This window comes from Clostridium sartagoforme (assembly GCF_004794105.1).
GTDB classification, from domain to species: Bacteria; Bacillota; Clostridia; order Clostridiales; family Clostridiaceae; genus Clostridium; species Clostridium sartagoforme_B.
The window spans coordinates 336,345-353,477 of the sequence record NZ_SRYR01000002.1; the positions used below are offsets into that span (position 1 = coordinate 336,345).

Below are 17,133 nucleotides of genomic sequence, written 5' to 3' on the forward strand. Positions count from 1 at the left end.
CATTTTTTAATTCTTTCATTCCTTAATTAATAAAATGCGAAGCATTTTATTACATTAGTATACTTTATGAAACTATGATACAGAAAAGTGCTTACTTAACAAAATTTAGCATTAGGTGTAATATATAGTATAATTAATTGCATAAAATTAAAAAAGATTTTCAAGTTAAGAAACGAGGTACAATGATGAATATTAATAAATATAAAAATATTCCTAGAGAGTTAGGGAATATAAAAATTACAGCTATTGATATGGCTGAGGTTAGGAGTATAAGGATTAATGATTAAAGAGGTTATTTTTCAGTTAATTGAAAAGAAAGAATTTTTCCTAAATCTTTTATTAGAGCATTTAGAGATATCTATAATATCTATAGTTATAGCAACTATAATTGGATTAATTTTAGGAATTTTAATTAGTGAGTATGAGAAAAGCTCAAAATTAGTTCTTGGAATAATTAATTTTATTTACACTATTCCATCAATTTCACTTTTAGGATTTTTAATTCCACTATCAGGGATAGGGAATACTACTGCAATTATAGCTTTAACTATTTATGCTTTATTACCAATGGTGCGTAATACTCATACTGGTATAACTAATATTGATAATAAAGTATTAGAGGCTGCAAAGGGGATGGGGAGTACTAATTTTCAAATTTTATATAAAATAAAACTTCCTTTAGCTATGCCAGTTATAATAACAGGATTACGTAGTATGGCAACTATGACTATTGCATTAGCAGGTATTGCATCCTTTATAGGAGCAGGAGGACTTGGAGTTGCTATTTATAGAGGAATAACAACTAATAATGCAGCCTTAACGATAGCAGGAAGTTTACTTATTGCTATTTTAGCTATAGTAGTGGACATGCTATTAAGTTTAATTACTAGATTTTCTAAGAAGAATATTAGAAAAAATAAAAAAATAAAATGGGTAGCATTAGTTGTGATAATTGTTTTAGTTGCTTCATTAGTAGGAAGAGGCATAGGTAAAAAAGCAGATATTAAAACTATTAATATTGCAACAAAACCTATGACAGAACAATATATAATTGGATCAATATTAAAAGAAACTATTGAGGATAAAACAGATTTAAATGTAAATATAATTCAAGGTGTAGGTGGTGGAACATCCAATATTATGCCTGGTATGGAAAATAAAGAATTTGATATGTATCCAGAATATACTTCAACTGGATGGAATATGGTTCTAAAACATGATGGAGTATATGATGAATCTATGTATGAAGAATTAAAAAAAGAGTACCTAGAAAAGTATAATTATATTTGGACAGGTAACTTTGGATTTAATGACTCTTATGGTCTGGCTGTTAAGAAAGATATAGCTGAAAAGTATAATTTAAAAACATATTCTGACCTTGCAAAAGTATCTGATAAGTTAATATTTGGTGCTGAATATGATTTTTATGAAAGACCAGATGGATATAATAGTTTTGCTGAAACTTATGGATTTAACTTTAAAAGTACAGTGGATTTAGATATTGGATTAAAATATTCTGCAATTAATGAAGGTAAGGTAGATGTTATGAATATTTTCACAACAGATGGACAACTTTCTGTTTCAGATGTTGTAGTTTTAGAAGATGATAAACAGTTCTTCTCTTCAGCTATGGCAGTTATGGTCGTAAGAGGTGAAATATTAGATGCTTATCCAGAATTAAATGAAGTACTAGATAGTTTAGAAGAAATTTTAGATGATAAAACAATGTCAGATCTTAATTATCAAGTTGAATCAGGTGGTAAATCTCCAGAAGATGTTGCTAAAGAGTTTATGTTAGAAAAAGGAATTATAGAATAGGAGGTTATAGAATGGAAGAGATAATTAGATTTAATAATATTAAGAAAAGCTATGGAAATAAAACAATTGTAGAAGAGTTTAATCTTCTGATTGAAAAAGGAGAGTTTTTAACCATAATAGGAAGCTCGGGCTCAGGGAAAACTACAATATTAAAGATGATTAATGGATTAATTAAACCTGAATCAGGTAATGTTTTTATAAAAAATAAAAATATTGAAGAAGAAAATATAATAGATCTCCGTAGGAATATAGGTTATGCAATTCAGGGAAGCGTGTTATTTCCTCATATGACAGTGGAAGAAAATATTGCTTATGTTCCTAATTTATTAAATAAAAAAGATAAAGAAAAGACTAAGTCAGCAGTTAAGAAGTGGATGGATATAGTTGGCTTAGAAGAAGATATGCTTAATAGATATCCTGATGAACTTTCAGGTGGACAGCAACAAAGAGTAGGGATAGCCAGGTCTTTGGCTGCATCACCAGATATTCTTTTGATGGATGAACCCTTTGGAGCAGTAGATGAAATTACTAGAGGACAATTACAGGAGGAAATCTTAAATATTCATAATAAGACTGGGATCACAATTATATTTGTTACACACGATATTTCAGAAGCTATTAAGCTTGGGACAAAAGTTCTTGTAATGAATGAAGGGAAAATAGAACAATATTCAGAACCGAAAGAAGTATTAAAAAATCCAGCAACTGATTTTGTAAAGGCATTAGTATCAAGAGAAAGACATTTCTATAATATTACTGATGATAATGAACAAAAATCAATATATTAGTGGTTGATTAGTAAGCTTGATATTATATATGTTTCAATAAATAATATAGTTTGAGGGTTTATATAATATAAAATTTATTTGTAATGAAAAAAATTATTAAAAAGTTAGAAAATAGAGGATGTATATAGGCATCCTCTTTTTATATTGCAAAAAGTTATTTTCATTAGAATATCTTTTTTATTTAAATTACTAATAAAAAGCATGAGCATAAAATTGTTAAAAGTAAATAAAAGGAATAAAGTATTGTTTTTCGATAAAAATATCTTGAAAAAGATTAATAACAATGATATTATAGAAAAAATAGGAGGATTAATATGGAAATCGGAAATGAAAAAAATTTATCAAAAATATTAAATATTATACTTAACTTTAGCATTATATTTGGAGGATTACTTACAGCAATATTAATTTACGATACTTTTATAAATAGAGAAATTCAAAATATATTAATAAACAAGGTGATAGTAGTAATATTATTAGTGGTAGGAATTAGTAACTTGTTTTATATAGTTTTTAAATTAAAAGGAATAATTAAAACACTTATTAAAGGTGATCCTTTTGTTAGAGCTAATGCAAATGCTTTTAAAAAGATATCATTATCATCCTTATTAATAGCAATTTGCTATTTATTTAATTTGCTACTAAATTCTGATTTAAGGAAATTTAAACTTATTTATGTGGATAATATGGGTATTCATACTGATATGGAAGTATTTATATTTTTATTTGCTTCAGCTTTTATTTATATCCTAGCTAAAGTTTTTGATAAGGCAGTATCTTTTAAAGAAGATAATGATTTAACGATATGATGAGGAGATGGGTATGGGAATTATAGTGAACTTAGATGTTATGATGGCAAAGAGAAAAATATCATTGAATGATTTAGCTGAAAAAGTTGGAATAACTAATGCTAATCTTTCAGTTTTAAAAACTAATAAGGCTAAGGCAGTTAGATTCTCAACTCTAGAAGCAATTTGTAGGGAATTAAACTGTCAGCCAGGAGATATATTAGAGTATAGAAAAGAATAATGGAGGTGTAATATGATTAATGCTGTGTCTTTAGTTTTAATGAAAAATGATAAAATTTTATTACTTAAGAGAGAAAAAAATAGAATACCAATTATAGTAATGAAGGATGATGAAACACCAGAAAAATCCTTAGAGAGATGGGCAAAAGATAATATCACAGTAGGAACTTCAAAATTGATAAGAGTAGATAAAACCTTTAATATTGAAGGATATAATATTAATTTGATTTTTATAGATGCTTCTAACTCAGATGTAAATATATCTAATGAAGATTTAATATTAGATTCCTTTGACGTAAGTAATATAAATAGGTTTGAAGAAGAACTTTTAAGAGCTGTAGTTATGAAGTGTAACTCAATTAACTATAGAACTTATTCCATTGAAATATTAGAAAGAGTTTATAATATAAGAAATAATTATAGGATTAGAAAGCCTTTAATAGAACTAGAAAAAGGAAGGATGAAAAGCAATAAGGCTATTAATTTAATTCCTTTAACTTTAATATTAGGAGCCATTTTATCTATATTCTTATTTAACTATTTTGGAATATCAATAGCAATTGTCACTGTATTAATGACTGTAATATTCTTTAGTGTTATAGGTGTAAGGAATAAAAGCTATTTAGGATTATTTTTAGTTTTATCCAGTATAGCACTATCAATAACCTATGGAATATTTACTAATGAAGTATTTAGAGTTTTAAATTTAATAGTTATACCTATTAATTTGTTTTCAGGATTTTTATTATTAACTTATGAAAAACTACCTTTTAAATTTGTTGCTTTTATTACAGCATTTTTAGAAATTATAGTAGGGAAATCCTTTGAGAATACTGGGAAACTTACCTTTGAGTTTAGAGAAAAATTTAGTAAAGCTGATGGAGAAAAGAAAAGTAGGAATACGAAACATATAATTAATGGAATTCTTATTTCTATTCCACTAGTAATAGTTTTACTAATGATCCTTTCAGGAGCTGATGAGGTATTTAGTTATTACCTATCTAATATATGGGATTATATAAATATAAAAAATATTTATGATTTTATATCAAGAGTATTTATAGCTACCATTATTATGTTCTTAACTTATGGATTATATTACTCTTTAGGATCAGTTAAAGTTGAAAATGTAAATAATAAAACCTTTAATAGAACATTAAATTCAACAACTATAATTACAATCTTAGTATCAATAATATTAATTTATTTAGTATTTACGCAAGTACAAGTTACTCATTTATATTTAAATAAAGCACTACCATCTGGAGTTAGCTTCTCTGAGTATGCAAGGAAGGGATTCTTTCAACTAGTATTTTTAGTAGTAGTAAATTTAATTATGATAATATCTATAAAAATTAAAACAGATGTAAAACATTCTAAATCTAATAATATTTTAAATGTTTTATATAGTATTATTACTTTATTAACTATTAATATGGGGGTAGCTGCAATATATAAGATGAACCTTTATATTGGAGAATTTGGATATACTAGACTAAGAATATTAGTTCAAGCATTTACTTTATTTTTATGCATAGCTTTATTATTACTCCTAGCTTTTATATGGAGAGAAAAACTTTTATTTAAACCTATTGTCGTATCAGCAGTAGCAATATATTTAGTATTAAACTTTGTTAATTTAGATAATTTTATAGCTAAAGAAAATTTAAAGCTTATAAATACAAGAGCTGAAATTGATTTATGGTATTTATCAACCTTATCCTTAGATGCAAAAGAAGCAATAGATGAAGGACGAGAAAAGGGATTAGTAAGTAGTGAATACTATAATTACTGGGCAAATAAGAGGGTAGCAACTGAGCGCTGGTATGAGTATAACTATTTCAACAATAATATATTGAAATAAAACAGAGAAAAATAAATTGAACAGGAGTTTTTAACATATTATGCTCGGCCTCCGTCGCATGCTCCAAGTCAGCTTACGCACAATATGTTAAAAACTCCCTGTAAAATTTAAAATTGTAGATGTAGGCCTACTAAAGGAAAAAATTCAGGCGAGCTGAATTTCAAATTTATATAAAATCTACTTATTATACAATACTAGAACTATAACTTGAAAATCATGTGTAATTAAAATATAGAATAATGAATAACTGTATATTGGTCCACATTAAAGAGGAGGGTGGTATGAAAAGGGTAAAAAATAATGTTCTTATTAGTATATTTGTAATTTTTATTATACTAGGTATTTTCATATTTTGGTTTAAATATACTACTGAATTTAAAGTTACAAATATTTCACAATACACTAACCCCAATAATAGTTATACTATTCTGTTTCAATCTGTTGGAGAACCTTTTTTATTTGGATCAGAGGAAGTTAAAATAACGCTATTTGATAACAAAAAGAAAAAAGTAACAATCATTCATGGCGATATCAGCAACGATGGAGGAAGAGCAAGCGAAAGTAACATTAAAATCAAATGGTTCAATGATTATGTCGAAATTATTTTATCAGGAGATGAACAGAAGGATGAAATTTATAAAATAGATTATAATTAAGAATTTTTAAAGTTTCTTTGATTAAAATAGTTAATGAAAAAAATAAAATTAAATATACTAAATAGGAAAGGGGATAAATTGATTTAGCCACCTTCCTATTTTTATTCTACATAACAAGATTAGTTTTAAAAAGAGCTTTATATAATCTTAAATTATTTTATATTAATAATATTTGTATGAGCTAGTTTAGATATAATTAATTTATATTATTTCTAACTTTAATTTTAATATTAATACTCTTAAAACTGCTTTATCTATAACTTCTTCTTTTATTTCCCCATTTTTAATGGCTTCAATTACAGTGGGAATTTGAATTTGATAGTCTGAGGAAATTATTAAATCATTTCCTGATTCTACTGCTAAAGTTGCAGATTTACTTTCTCCGTAATAATTTTTAATAGCACTCATTTGTAAATCATCTGTCATAATTACTCCCTGAAAATTTAATTCATTTCTGATAACATCATGGGACTTTTTAGATAAGGAAGCTGGGAAATTCTCATCTATGGAATTTATAATGTTATGGGATACTAAAATGCTATCAGCACCTCCATCTATACCAGCTTTAAAAGGAATAAAATCATTATTTAAAAAGCTTTCATAGCTTCTATTATCTTCAGACATTTCGTCATGAGTATTTAAGTTACCTCCATATCCAGGAAAATGTTTTAAAGTAGAACCTATTTTATTTTCTTTCATAGTTTCAACTACAGTTTTCACATAATTAGCTGTTTCTTCTGCATCTCTTCCAAAGGTTCTAGGATAGATATAATCATTTGGATTAGTAGAAATATCAGCAACTGGAGCTAAATTCATATTGATTCCAAGGGATTTTAAAAGAGTAGCTTTTTCTTTAGTATCATCAATAATTAGGGGATATCCACCCTCATTATATAGTTCCTGTGGTGAGTAGAATGGAACTGCTCTAAATTCAGGATACCAACTTAATCTATTAACAGTTCCTCCTTCTTCATCTATGGCTATAATAAGATTAATAGGAGAGTTATTTTGATAAGTATCTATGGTAGAAGAAAGACTTTCCTTTGTTTCACCATTTATATTGTCATCAAATAAGATAAAGCCACCAACCTTATATTTATTTAAATCTTCAAGGGCAGTGTATTTATTACATCTTATTAAAAACATTTGACCAACTTTTTCTTCTATGGACATAGAAGAAAGAATTTCATTAGCTCTCTTTTGTAAATTTTTATTTGAAGAATTATCTTTATCAGTAGGAGTGTTGGTCTCTTTATTAACATTATTGGATGTAGGATTTGCTTGAGTATTATTGGTTTTATATTTATTTATAATCTTCCTCATTAAAAAGCCTGAGGTAAGAGATATAATTATAAGAAGTATTGCTAATATAAATTTTTTCATAATTGCCTCCATATGAAATATTAGTATTATAATTCTATCCATAATGACTATTATAATTACATTATAATGCTATGATATGAAATTAGTATTTAATAGAGTATAAATTATTTACAAAGGGGAAATGTAAAGTTATAATGTTACTGATGATAGTTGAATATAAAGGCGTTGAAAGAGAAGAGTATATAGTAATTTAATTTAAAAGAGATCTAGGGATGGTGAAATCCTAGAAATTAAACCTATAGAAAGAAGCTCCGGAGCTATGATGCTGTCGCGCAATGTAATATTAATAATGAGAAGACTTCCTTAGAAGTTTAAAACAATTTGTAAGTAATTTCAAAAGAATTACATCAATAATTGTTAATTCTTAATTGTTAATCGTTAATTGTCTAACGGCACGTGGGATTCTTCCCTTATAAAGAAAGAGTGGATTAATTTTTATTAGTCAACTTAGGTGGTAACGCGGAAAACTTGTCTTTCGTCCTAAGGGTTTTAGGATTGAAGACTTTTTTATTTTGTAAATAAAGTGATTCTTATCTTCAGGTGGAGTTTTCTTAAGAGGAATACTTGTGCTCCATCTGAAGGTTAGAAGAACTAATCCAGGCGCGTAGCAGTGCTTAGCTCCCACTTATAGAAGATGGGAGTGTTAGCAATGGTAGCGATCGGATAAATATTTAGTTAAGAAAGGATAGAAAAGAATGAGTTTAGAAAAATTAGCTAATTTAATATTTCCAAATGTAGATAAGACTCCAGAAGATTACATTAAGATGTATCCAAAGAGAGATTTAAAGGAAGGTGCAGTAGTATCTAGATATGCTCCATCACCAACAGGATTCCAACATATAGGAGGAGTTTTTGCTGCATTAATAAATGAGAGAATTGCTAGTCAAACAGAAGGAGTTTTCTATTTAAGAATAGAAGATACTGACCAAAAAAGAGAAGTTGAAGGTGCTATAGAAGATACTATTCAAACTATGCATAACTTTGGTATGGACTTTAATGAAGGTATGACTGGAAATGACTCTTCAAAGGGTGAGTATGGTCCATATAGACAAAGTGAAAGAGCTGATATATACAGAGCTTTTGCTAAGGATTTAATTTTAAAGGGATTAGCTTATCCAGCTTTTGATACACCAGAAGAGCTTTCAGAACTTAGAGAAAGACAAACTGCAGCTAAAATAACTCCAGGATATTATGGAGAATATGCTAAGGATAGAAATTTAACTCCAGAAGAGGCTATGGAAAAGATAAATAATGGAGATGCCTACATAATTAGATTTAAGTCACCAGGGAATATAGAAAATAGAGTAGAGTTCCATGATCTAATAAAGGGAGATATAAGCTTCCCAGAAAACAATCAAGATATAGTTATAATAAAGGGGGATGGACTTCCAACTTATCACTTTGCTCATGCTATAGATGATGCTTTAATGAGAACTACGCACGTTATAAGAGGAGAGGAATGGTTATCTTCATTACCAATACACGTTCAATTATTTGATGTATTAGGTTTAGAAAGACCAAACTATGCTCATATTCCAACTATAATGAAAAATGATAATGGTTCTAAGAGAAAATTATCTAAGAGAAAAGATGCAGAAGCAGCAGTTTCATATTATAAAGAAGTTGGATACCCAATGGTATCAGTAATTGAATACTTATTAAATATAATAAATTCTACTTTTGAAGATTGGAGAGCTGAAAATCCAACTACAGATTATCATGAATTCCAAGTAGCTTTAGATAAAATGAGTAAGTCAGGAGCATTATTTGATATAGTTAAATTAAATGATGTAAGTAAAGAAGTTATTTGTAAGATGAAGGCTGATGTAGTTTATGATTATTATACAGCTTGGGCTAAGGAATTTGATAAGGAAATGTATGACTTAGTAACTTCAAATGAAAAAATGTCTAAGGAAATCTTCAACATAGATAAAGAAGGTCCAAAGCCAAGAAAAGATTTTGCTAAATGGGATGAAGTAAGAGGAAAGGTTGATTATTTCTTTGATGAATTATTTAATAAAGAAACATCAGAAAATGTTGAGCTTCCAAAGACTTTAACTTTAGAAAATGCAAAAGAAGTAATAAAAGTATATAAAGATAAATTTAACTTTAATGCAGGAAGCCAAGAAAATTGGTTTGAAGATTTAAAAGCTATTGGTGCAGAGCTTGGATATTGTGCAAATAGAAAAGAATATAAAGCAAATCCAGATGCATTTAAGGGAATGATTTCTGATGTTGCTGGTGCTGTAAGAGCTGCACTATCTCATAGAAGCAATACTCCTGATCTTTATACTATTATGCAAATATTAGGTGAAGAGAAGGTAAGAGCTAGATTTGAAGCATTTTTAAATTTATAATATTCTATTTAAAGAAAAGGTACTGTTTGAAACAGTACCTTTTCTAAATAACTGTATAAAAATAGATTCCTATATTAATATTTTATAAATTAGTATAGGAATTTAAACTTTATACAATAATATAAGAAGGAATTAATAGAATTAAACAATAAAAATTTTTATATAATAGTTGAAATTAGTTAAGGTTATTATGTAAAATGATTATAACAACATAATAAAGGAGATAAAAGATGGAAAACTATAACGTTGTATTAGACTGTTTTGAAAAGAATGATGAACCAATGAATGCCACTGCAGTTGCAGAAAAAACAGGCATAGACAAAAAAGAAGTATCTAAGGTAATGGATAAGCTTAAGAAGGAAGAAAAAATTTATTCACCTAAGAGATGCTACTGGCAAATAAAGAGAGATTAATAAAAAGGCACATTTGTGCCTTTTTTTTAGAAAATTAAAAATTTAATAGTATAAATATAAATAAATCTTTTCAATATAATTGAAATAATACCTATTTGTATGTATAGTAATTATAGGAAGGAGAGATTACAGTATGAAGCCAACTATAAAGGATGTTGCTAGAGAAGCTGGTGTATCTCTGGGGACAGTGTCTAAGGTTATTAATAATAAATATGTAAAAGAGCTAACTAAGATCAAAGTAGATGAAGCAATTAAAAAATTAAATTATGAGCCTGATATATATGCTAGAGGCCTTAGAAAAAATAAGACTGATACTATTGCAATTATAATACCAACGGTATGGAATCCTTTTATTTCTGAATTTGTATATAAGTCAGAAAAAATATTAAGTCGCATGGGGAAAAAATTGCTGTTATGTAATTCAGATGGAAATTCTAAAAAAGAAGTTGAATATATAAATATGGTTAAACAAAATAAGGTAGATGGTATAATAGCAATTACTTATAGTGATATAGATAAGTATGTTAATACTAATATACCTTTTGTAAGTATAGATAGATTTTTTAGTAAAGAAGTTAATTATGTAATGTCTGATAATTATGAGGGTGGTAAAATTGCCGCAAGATCTTTATTTGAAAGTGGATGTAGAAGTTTAATTTCAGTAGGAGTTAAATCTGATAGAAAAAGCAGTACTATGGATAGAAAAGAAGGATTTATTCACGAATGTAAAAAATTAAATGTAGAATATAAGAGCTTTGAGTTCTGTGATGAGCATAGGAATTTAGGGAGCTTTTTGGAAAAAATAATTATTGAAAATTATATTGAAAATAAGAAAATAGATGGAATATTTGCATGTAATGATATACTTGCACATAGAATAATAGAAAAGTTACATAAGTTTAATATAAATATTCCAGATGATATTCAAATAATAGGATATGATGGGAGTAGAATGAGTGAAGAAATTTCAGAAGGAATATCAACAATAAGACAAAATGTAGATTTATTAGCAAAGGAATCAGTAAAATTACTGTTAAACAACATAAATGGGGATAAGAGTAGTCATAGCATAGTATTACCGGTAGAGTTTATAAGTGGATATACAACTAAAAAAATATAAAATATAAAATATAAAATATTGACATTGAAAACAATTTCACTTAAAATAAACTTATATTGAAAATGAAACGTTTCATTTTTAATTATACAAAAAATATAGTTAAATAACTTTGAAAAATAAAAATGAAAGGTTTCATTTTAACAAATGATGAATAATAACGAAGAAGGATGAAAGCTTCTTTTGGTTAAGGATATTAACAAGAATAGGTTAGAAGGAGGTGAAAGAGATAGTATAAACTTAATTCTATTTATAAAAAATATTTTTCTATAAGATGGAGGCGATAAAGTGGTTAAAATAGGGTTAAAGTTAATTTCTATATTATTAATGTTTACTTTTACATCATGTAGTAATTCGAATCAAGATAATTTAAAAATATTCCCTACTAGATCAGAAACATGGGTGGGAGATCCTATGCCATATTTTGATGGCGAAAAATTCAATATATTTTATTTGGAAGATTTAAGAGATGGAGATATTGGATTTCATCCATGGAGTTTATTTACAACAAAAAACTTTTATGAATACGAAGATAAAGGTGTGGTAATACCATACTCTAAAAATACTCAAGATCAAGATTTAGCATTGGGAACTGGTTCTGTAGTTAAAGATAATGATGGATTATATCATGCTTTTTATACAGGACATAATGGTAAGAAAATGCCAAAAGAAGCAGTTATGCATGCAACTAGTAAGGACTTAAATGAATGGACTAAGATTCCAGAGGATACATTCTATGCATCAAGCCAATATGAAGCTGATGATTTTAGAGATCCATATGTAATTTATAATGAAGATTATAATGAATATTGGATGCTAGTAACAACTAGAAAAGATAAGATGGGTGTAATTGCTTTATATACTTCTAATGATTTAAAGGAATGGAAGGATCAAGGAGTTCTATTATCTAACGATATGGGAAGCGACTCAAATATGGAGTGTCCTACATTAATTAAGTATGGTGATTATTGGTACCTTTCCTTCTCAGATCAATGGCCTGATCGTGTTGTTCATTATAGGACAGCAAAAGATTCGAAAGGACCATTTGTAATTCCAGAACAAGATTATTTTGATGGAAATGGATTCTACGCAGGTAGAATGGAAAAGGATTCAGAGAATCTTTACATGTTTGGATGGACACCAACAAAAGAGATGTATATTGATTCGGGAAAATATGACTGGGCTGGAAATCTTGTAGTGCATCAGCTTAAACAAAAGGAAACAGGAGAATTATATCCTGTACCAGTAGAGGATGTAGTAAAGAAGTTTAGTAAAGGAACTAAGTTAAATCCATTAGCACAGACTGAAACTATTGAGAAAGCAAAGAATAAATATAGTTTTTCTGGACAAGATTATGAGGTTTTAACATTCCCAGAAATAAGTGGAATAAATAAGATTACTGGAAAAATTAATTTAAGCTCTCAAAATAGCAAATTTGGCTTTATGTTTAATGTTGATGAAGAAAACATGGGTGATATAAATATTGTTATTGATTCTAAGAAGAATGAAATTCAATTTTATAACCTTTCAACAGAAGATATATTTAATAAAAAGCCACAATCAACAATGCCCCTTGAAGTTAAGGAAGGTGAATCTTTAGAATTTACTTTATTAATAGATGATAGCATTGCTGTTCTTTATGTAAATGATGAAGCTGTTTTAAGTTCACGTATGTTTTCTATGCAAGATCAAAAATGGGGAATATTCTCTGTTGATAGCAACATAGAAATTGAAGATTTAAAATTAAGCAAGTAATAGTATTAATGGAATTTAGTGTAAAAATAAATTAATAGGGGGATGACTTGTGGAAACAACTATTAATAATGAAGAACTAGAACATAAAAATAAAAATAAAAAGGAACCTTTCAATAAGAGAAAGAAGTTAGTTATAACTAGTATTTTAGCTTGCATATTTCTAATAACTGGAATTATAGTTAAGATCTTTAGTGGATCAAATAAAGTTATGTTACTTGAAAATAGAAGACCTGTTGGAATGATGAAGGCAGTAGTTGAAGATGATGGATTTGTAGATACTCCTGGAAGAGTAAATATGGCCTTTAATGTAGGTGATTTTGGACCTCAAGGAAGTAATGGATGGCTATATAAAAAGGGTGATCCTAGTGATCCTGAAACAGCTACTAAATTAAAATTCATTGAGAAAGAAGAAAAGTATATAGACTATAGCATAAAAGGAATAGAGATAAAAAAAGATTTTATTCATACTGGAGAAGATACAGCACCTATATTAGAGTGGCGTGTTGCACAGGATGGTATAGTCAATGTACAAGCTACCTATGTAAAAAGCGTTAATGGAGACAAAAACCCATCTTTCCCAGATGGAGTAACCTTAAATGTTTATCATGAGGATAAGGTTATAGCAAATAAGAAAGTAGATATAGAAGTTGATAGAGAAAATATTGCTGAAATTGAAATTAAAGATGTAGAAGTTAAAAAAGGTGAAAGTATTTACTTTGTAGTAGATCCTAATAAAAACAATGCTTATGATGGAGGAATACTATATGCAACAATTACTGATCCTAAATTAGCATCTGAAGATATTGGTGTGGACACAACAAGACAAGATAATAATGCAAATAGTATAGATGATTTTGGCAGTCAAGGGAATAATGGTTGGTACTATCAATCTGGAACAACACCAGAAGATGCAAGATATGTGTCAACATTTAAAGAAACAGTTTATTTAGACAATACTACTCCAAGTTTAGAAATACAAAAAGATTTCATTCATCCTGGTGTAAATAGAGGTGCTATATTAAAATGGGTAGCATATCACAACAGTAATATTGACGTAAAGTTAAATTATACTAAGTTTGAGCAACATGATGGAAATCCTAGTTGGCCAGATGGAGTAAAAATAAGAGTATATCACAACAATGATCTGCTTACAGAAGAAATTGTAGATGTATTTGAAAATGGAGACAATGAATATTCATTCAAATTAAAGGATATGAGTATTAAAGAAGGTGAAGAGCTATACTTCGTAGTGCTTTCAAATGAAAATGGAGCCTGGGATGGAGGAAAGCTAGAAGTTAACATTAAAGATAAGTCTGCTATGCAAAATGAGAACAACACAGCTATTCCAAATGATCACCTAAGAACTAACAATGCATCTACTGTGAAGGATTTTGGTACACAAGGAAATAATGGATGGTTCTATCAATTTGGAGAAGGAGATAATCCTTTTGATGCAGAAAATATAAGAAAATATGAAAAAGATGAAAAGTATTATAATGATAGAGGACTTGAAATTAAGAAAGATTTCATACAACCAGGGGATAAGGAATCTGCTATTGTTAAGTGGAAGGTAGCTAAAGATGGAAATGTTAAGATTATAGCTAATTATACTAAATTTATAGATAATGATCCTAATCCTTATTGGGCTGATGGTACTAATGTGACATTATATCATAATAATAAAGCTATTAAGAGTAAAAACTTTGAAGCCAATAGAGTTCGTGATATATTTGAAGATATGTCAATTGATAAACTAAATGTTAAAAAAGGAGATTATATAACATTAGTTGTAAACGGTAAGAAGAATAATGCTTATGATGGTGGATCTTATACAGTAACAATAAAGGATTTAGATAATCCATTAGTTGATACTACAATAAAAGACAATAATAGTGGTAAAAACATTGCATCAAATGCAAAAGATTTTGGAGCACAAGGAAATAATGGGTGGTATTATCTTTGCGGAAATACACCAGATAATTTAAGGGTAATTGATGAATATGATGATTCAGATGAAAAATATTTCTCATCATCTGCACCTGGATTAGAAATAAAGAAAGATTTTATACATCCAAGTTTAGAAAATGGAGCAGCCTTACAATGGATTGCAGCTTTAGATGGAAATATTGATATATTGGGTGAGTATGTTAAATTTAAACATGAGGATTCTAATGTTAATTATCCAGATGGAACTACAATTAAAGTATATATAAATAATAAGATTATATTAGATAAAAAAGTAACTGTAGATAATATAAAGGATAACGTTATTCCATTACTTATGCAAAATATTAAAGTAAATAAAGGGGATAAGGTAAGCTTTATTGTTACTGCTAATGGTAATACTTCTTTTGATGGTGGTAGAATAAATGTTAATATTCAACCTTCTATCAATAACAGTGGGGATAAGGAAGAAAACAATGATGCTGTAAGAAAAAATATAGCAAGTTTAGAGAAGGATTTTGGTATCCAAGACAATAATGGATGGAGTTTTGGATATGGAACAAATAGCGAAGATTTTGCTAAGGTTATAGGGTACAGTGAAGATGAAGGTAAGTATTATCAACCAGGACTAGATGGATTAGAAATTAAGAAAGATTTTGTACAACCAGCTGTAGATAAGGGAGCTATATACAGATGGATTGTTGGTGAAGATGGGAAAATTGACTTAAAGGGTAAATATACAAAGTTTACTCATGCAGATGAAAATGTAAATTGGCCAGATGGAGTAAAATTAACAGTTTATCACAATAATAAGGTATTACAAGAAAATGTTGTATCTGTAAGTACAGATAAAGAAAATATTAGAAATATAGATGTAAAAGCTTTAGATGTAAAAAAAGGTGATAAAATTTACTTTATAATAACAGCCAATAAAAACAATGCTTGGGATGGAGGAAGATTATCAGTAAATATTTATCCAACATTAAATAATGATAATAGTTCTGAAGATAATGAAGAAGAGAATAACGAGATAAGAAAAAATATATCAAGTTTAGAGAAGGATTTTGGTATCCAAGATAATAATGGATGGAGTTTTGGATATGGAACAAGTAGTAAAGATTTTGCTAAAGCTATAGAATACATCGAAGATGAAGGTAAGTATTGTCAACCAGGACTAGATGGATTAGAAATTAAGAAGGATTTTGTACAACCAGCTGTAGATATGGGAGCTATATATAGATGGATTGTTGGTGAAAATGGAAAGATTGACTTAGCAGGTAATTATACAAAGTTCAAGCATGCAGATGGAAATCCTAATTGGCCAGATGGAGTAAAATTAACAATTTATCATAATAATAAGATCTTAAAAGAAAAAGCTGTATCTGTAAGTAATGAGAATGATATTGTTGAAGATATAGATATAAAAGCTTTAGATGTTAAAAAAGGTGATAAGATTTACTTCATAATAACAGCTAATGAAAACAATGCTTGGGATGGAGGAAGATTGTCAGTAGAAATTTATCCAACATTAAAAAACGATAATAGTTCTGAAGAAAACAAAGAAGATAGTGAAGTTGATAATGAAGAGGTAAGAGAAAATACAGCAAATTTAAAGAATGATTTTGGTGTACAAGGGAATAACGGATGGAACTTTGGAATTGGAACAAGCTGTCATGATTTTAAACAAGATATAGGATATAATGAAGCAGATGGTAAGTATGAGCAACCAGGACTAGGTGGGTTAGAAATTAAGAATGATTTTGTACAACCAGCTGAAGCTAAGGGAGCTATATACAGATGGACAGTTGGTAAAGATGGAAAGATTGACTTAACAGGTAATTATACAAAGTTCAAGCATGCAGATGGAAATCCTAATTGGCCAGATGGAGTAAAATTAACAATTTACCATAATGATAAGATCTTAAAAGAAAAAGCTGTATCTGTAAGCAATGAAAATGATATTGTTGAAGATATAGATATAAAAGCTTTAGATGTTAAAAAAGGTGATAA

General features: G+C 28.1%; 12 protein-coding genes and 1 other annotated feature. Of the genes, 11 read left to right on the forward strand and 1 reads right to left on the reverse strand.

The features are described 5' to 3' along the window. The first annotated feature begins 279 nt into the window (after window positions 1–279). From E5347_RS08495 to E5347_RS08520, 6 genes are all read left to right on the forward strand, one after another. Window positions 280–1,818 (forward strand): glycine betaine ABC transporter substrate-binding protein, encoded by a 1,539-nt coding sequence (locus E5347_RS08495; protein ID WP_136006367.1) that lies wholly within the window; start codon window positions 280–282, stop codon window positions 1,816–1,818. A gap of 11 nt (window positions 1,819–1,829) precedes the next feature. After that, on the forward strand, window positions 1,830–2,606 hold the full coding sequence (locus tag E5347_RS08500) for an ABC transporter ATP-binding protein (protein WP_136006369.1): 777 nt from the start codon (window positions 1,830–1,832) through the stop codon (window positions 2,604–2,606). A gap of 314 nt (window positions 2,607–2,920) precedes the next feature. After that, window positions 2,921–3,415: a DUF2975 domain-containing protein gene (locus E5347_RS08505; protein ID WP_136006372.1), complete on the forward strand. Its 495-nt coding sequence runs from the start codon at window positions 2,921–2,923 to the stop codon at window positions 3,413–3,415. Window positions 3,416–3,428: 13 nt separating this feature from the next. After that, window positions 3,429–3,635: a helix-turn-helix domain-containing protein gene (locus tag E5347_RS08510; protein ID WP_136006374.1), complete on the forward strand. Its 207-nt coding sequence runs from the start codon at window positions 3,429–3,431 to the stop codon at window positions 3,633–3,635. Between the two features lie 12 nt (window positions 3,636–3,647). Further along, the gene (locus E5347_RS08515) at window positions 3,648–5,498 is read left to right on the forward strand and encodes a DUF4153 domain-containing protein (protein WP_136006376.1); all 1,851 of its coding nucleotides are present in this window, start codon (window positions 3,648–3,650) and stop codon (window positions 5,496–5,498) included. A gap of 281 nt (window positions 5,499–5,779) precedes the next feature. Further along, window positions 5,780–6,154, forward strand: a complete 375-nt coding sequence (locus E5347_RS08520) for a hypothetical protein (RefSeq protein ID WP_136006379.1) — start codon at window positions 5,780–5,782, stop codon at window positions 6,152–6,154. Window positions 6,155–6,355: 201 nt separating this feature from the next. Here the strand turns inward: E5347_RS08520 and E5347_RS08525 are convergent, their stop codons facing one another. Beyond that, the gene (locus E5347_RS08525) at window positions 6,356–7,537 is read right to left on the reverse strand and encodes a glycoside hydrolase family 3 protein (RefSeq protein ID WP_136006381.1); all 1,182 of its coding nucleotides are present in this window, start codon (window positions 7,535–7,537) and stop codon (window positions 6,356–6,358) included. A 156-nt stretch (window positions 7,538–7,693) separates the two neighbouring features. Next, window positions 7,694–8,023 (forward strand) — a binding site (T-box leader). Window positions 8,024–8,232: 209 nt separating this feature from the next. Between E5347_RS08525 and gltX the strand changes: the two genes are divergently transcribed. From gltX to E5347_RS08550, 5 genes are all read left to right on the forward strand, one after another. Next, entirely contained in the window at window positions 8,233–9,894 is a 1,662-nt protein-coding gene (gene gltX / locus E5347_RS08530) for a glutamate--tRNA ligase (protein ID WP_136006383.1), read from the forward strand. Between the two features lie 230 nt (window positions 9,895–10,124). Then, on the forward strand, window positions 10,125–10,307 hold the full coding sequence (locus E5347_RS08535; RefSeq protein WP_136006385.1) for a MarR family transcriptional regulator: 183 nt from the start codon (window positions 10,125–10,127) through the stop codon (window positions 10,305–10,307). Window positions 10,308–10,440: 133 nt separating this feature from the next. Further along, window positions 10,441–11,427, forward strand: a complete 987-nt coding sequence (locus E5347_RS08540; RefSeq protein ID WP_047000703.1) for a LacI family DNA-binding transcriptional regulator — start codon at window positions 10,441–10,443, stop codon at window positions 11,425–11,427. Between the two features lie 285 nt (window positions 11,428–11,712). After that, a complete protein-coding gene (locus E5347_RS08545; RefSeq protein ID WP_207670464.1) occupies window positions 11,713–13,179 on the forward strand; it encodes a glycoside hydrolase family 32 protein in 1,467 nt (488 codons plus the stop codon). 49 nt (window positions 13,180–13,228) lie between these two features. Beyond that, window positions 13,229–17,133, forward strand: a 3,905-nt coding sequence (locus E5347_RS08550) for a hypothetical protein (protein WP_136006387.1), incomplete at its 3' end; no start/stop codon positions are given.

Coding starts and splice junctions, on each gene's coding strand:
- E5347_RS08515 (WP_136006376.1), top strand. CDS start 3,648: ATGATTAATGCTGTGTCTTTAGTTTTAATGAAAAATGATAAAATTTTA.
- E5347_RS08525 (WP_136006381.1), bottom strand. CDS start 7,537: ATGAAAAAATTTATATTAGCAATACTTCTTATAATTATATCTCTTACC.
- E5347_RS08540 (WP_047000703.1), top strand. CDS start 10,441: ATGAAGCCAACTATAAAGGATGTTGCTAGAGAAGCTGGTGTATCTCTG.
- E5347_RS08510 (WP_136006374.1), top strand. CDS start 3,429: ATGGGAATTATAGTGAACTTAGATGTTATGATGGCAAAGAGAAAAATA.
- E5347_RS08505 (WP_136006372.1), top strand. CDS start 2,921: ATGGAAATCGGAAATGAAAAAAATTTATCAAAAATATTAAATATTATA.
- E5347_RS08520 (WP_136006379.1), top strand. CDS start 5,780: ATGAAAAGGGTAAAAAATAATGTTCTTATTAGTATATTTGTAATTTTT.
- E5347_RS08500 (WP_136006369.1), top strand. CDS start 1,830: ATGGAAGAGATAATTAGATTTAATAATATTAAGAAAAGCTATGGAAAT.
- gltX (WP_136006383.1), top strand. CDS start 8,233: ATGAGTTTAGAAAAATTAGCTAATTTAATATTTCCAAATGTAGATAAG.
- E5347_RS08495 (WP_136006367.1), top strand. CDS start 280: ATGATTAAAGAGGTTATTTTTCAGTTAATTGAAAAGAAAGAATTTTTC.
- E5347_RS08535 (WP_136006385.1), top strand. CDS start 10,125: ATGGAAAACTATAACGTTGTATTAGACTGTTTTGAAAAGAATGATGAA.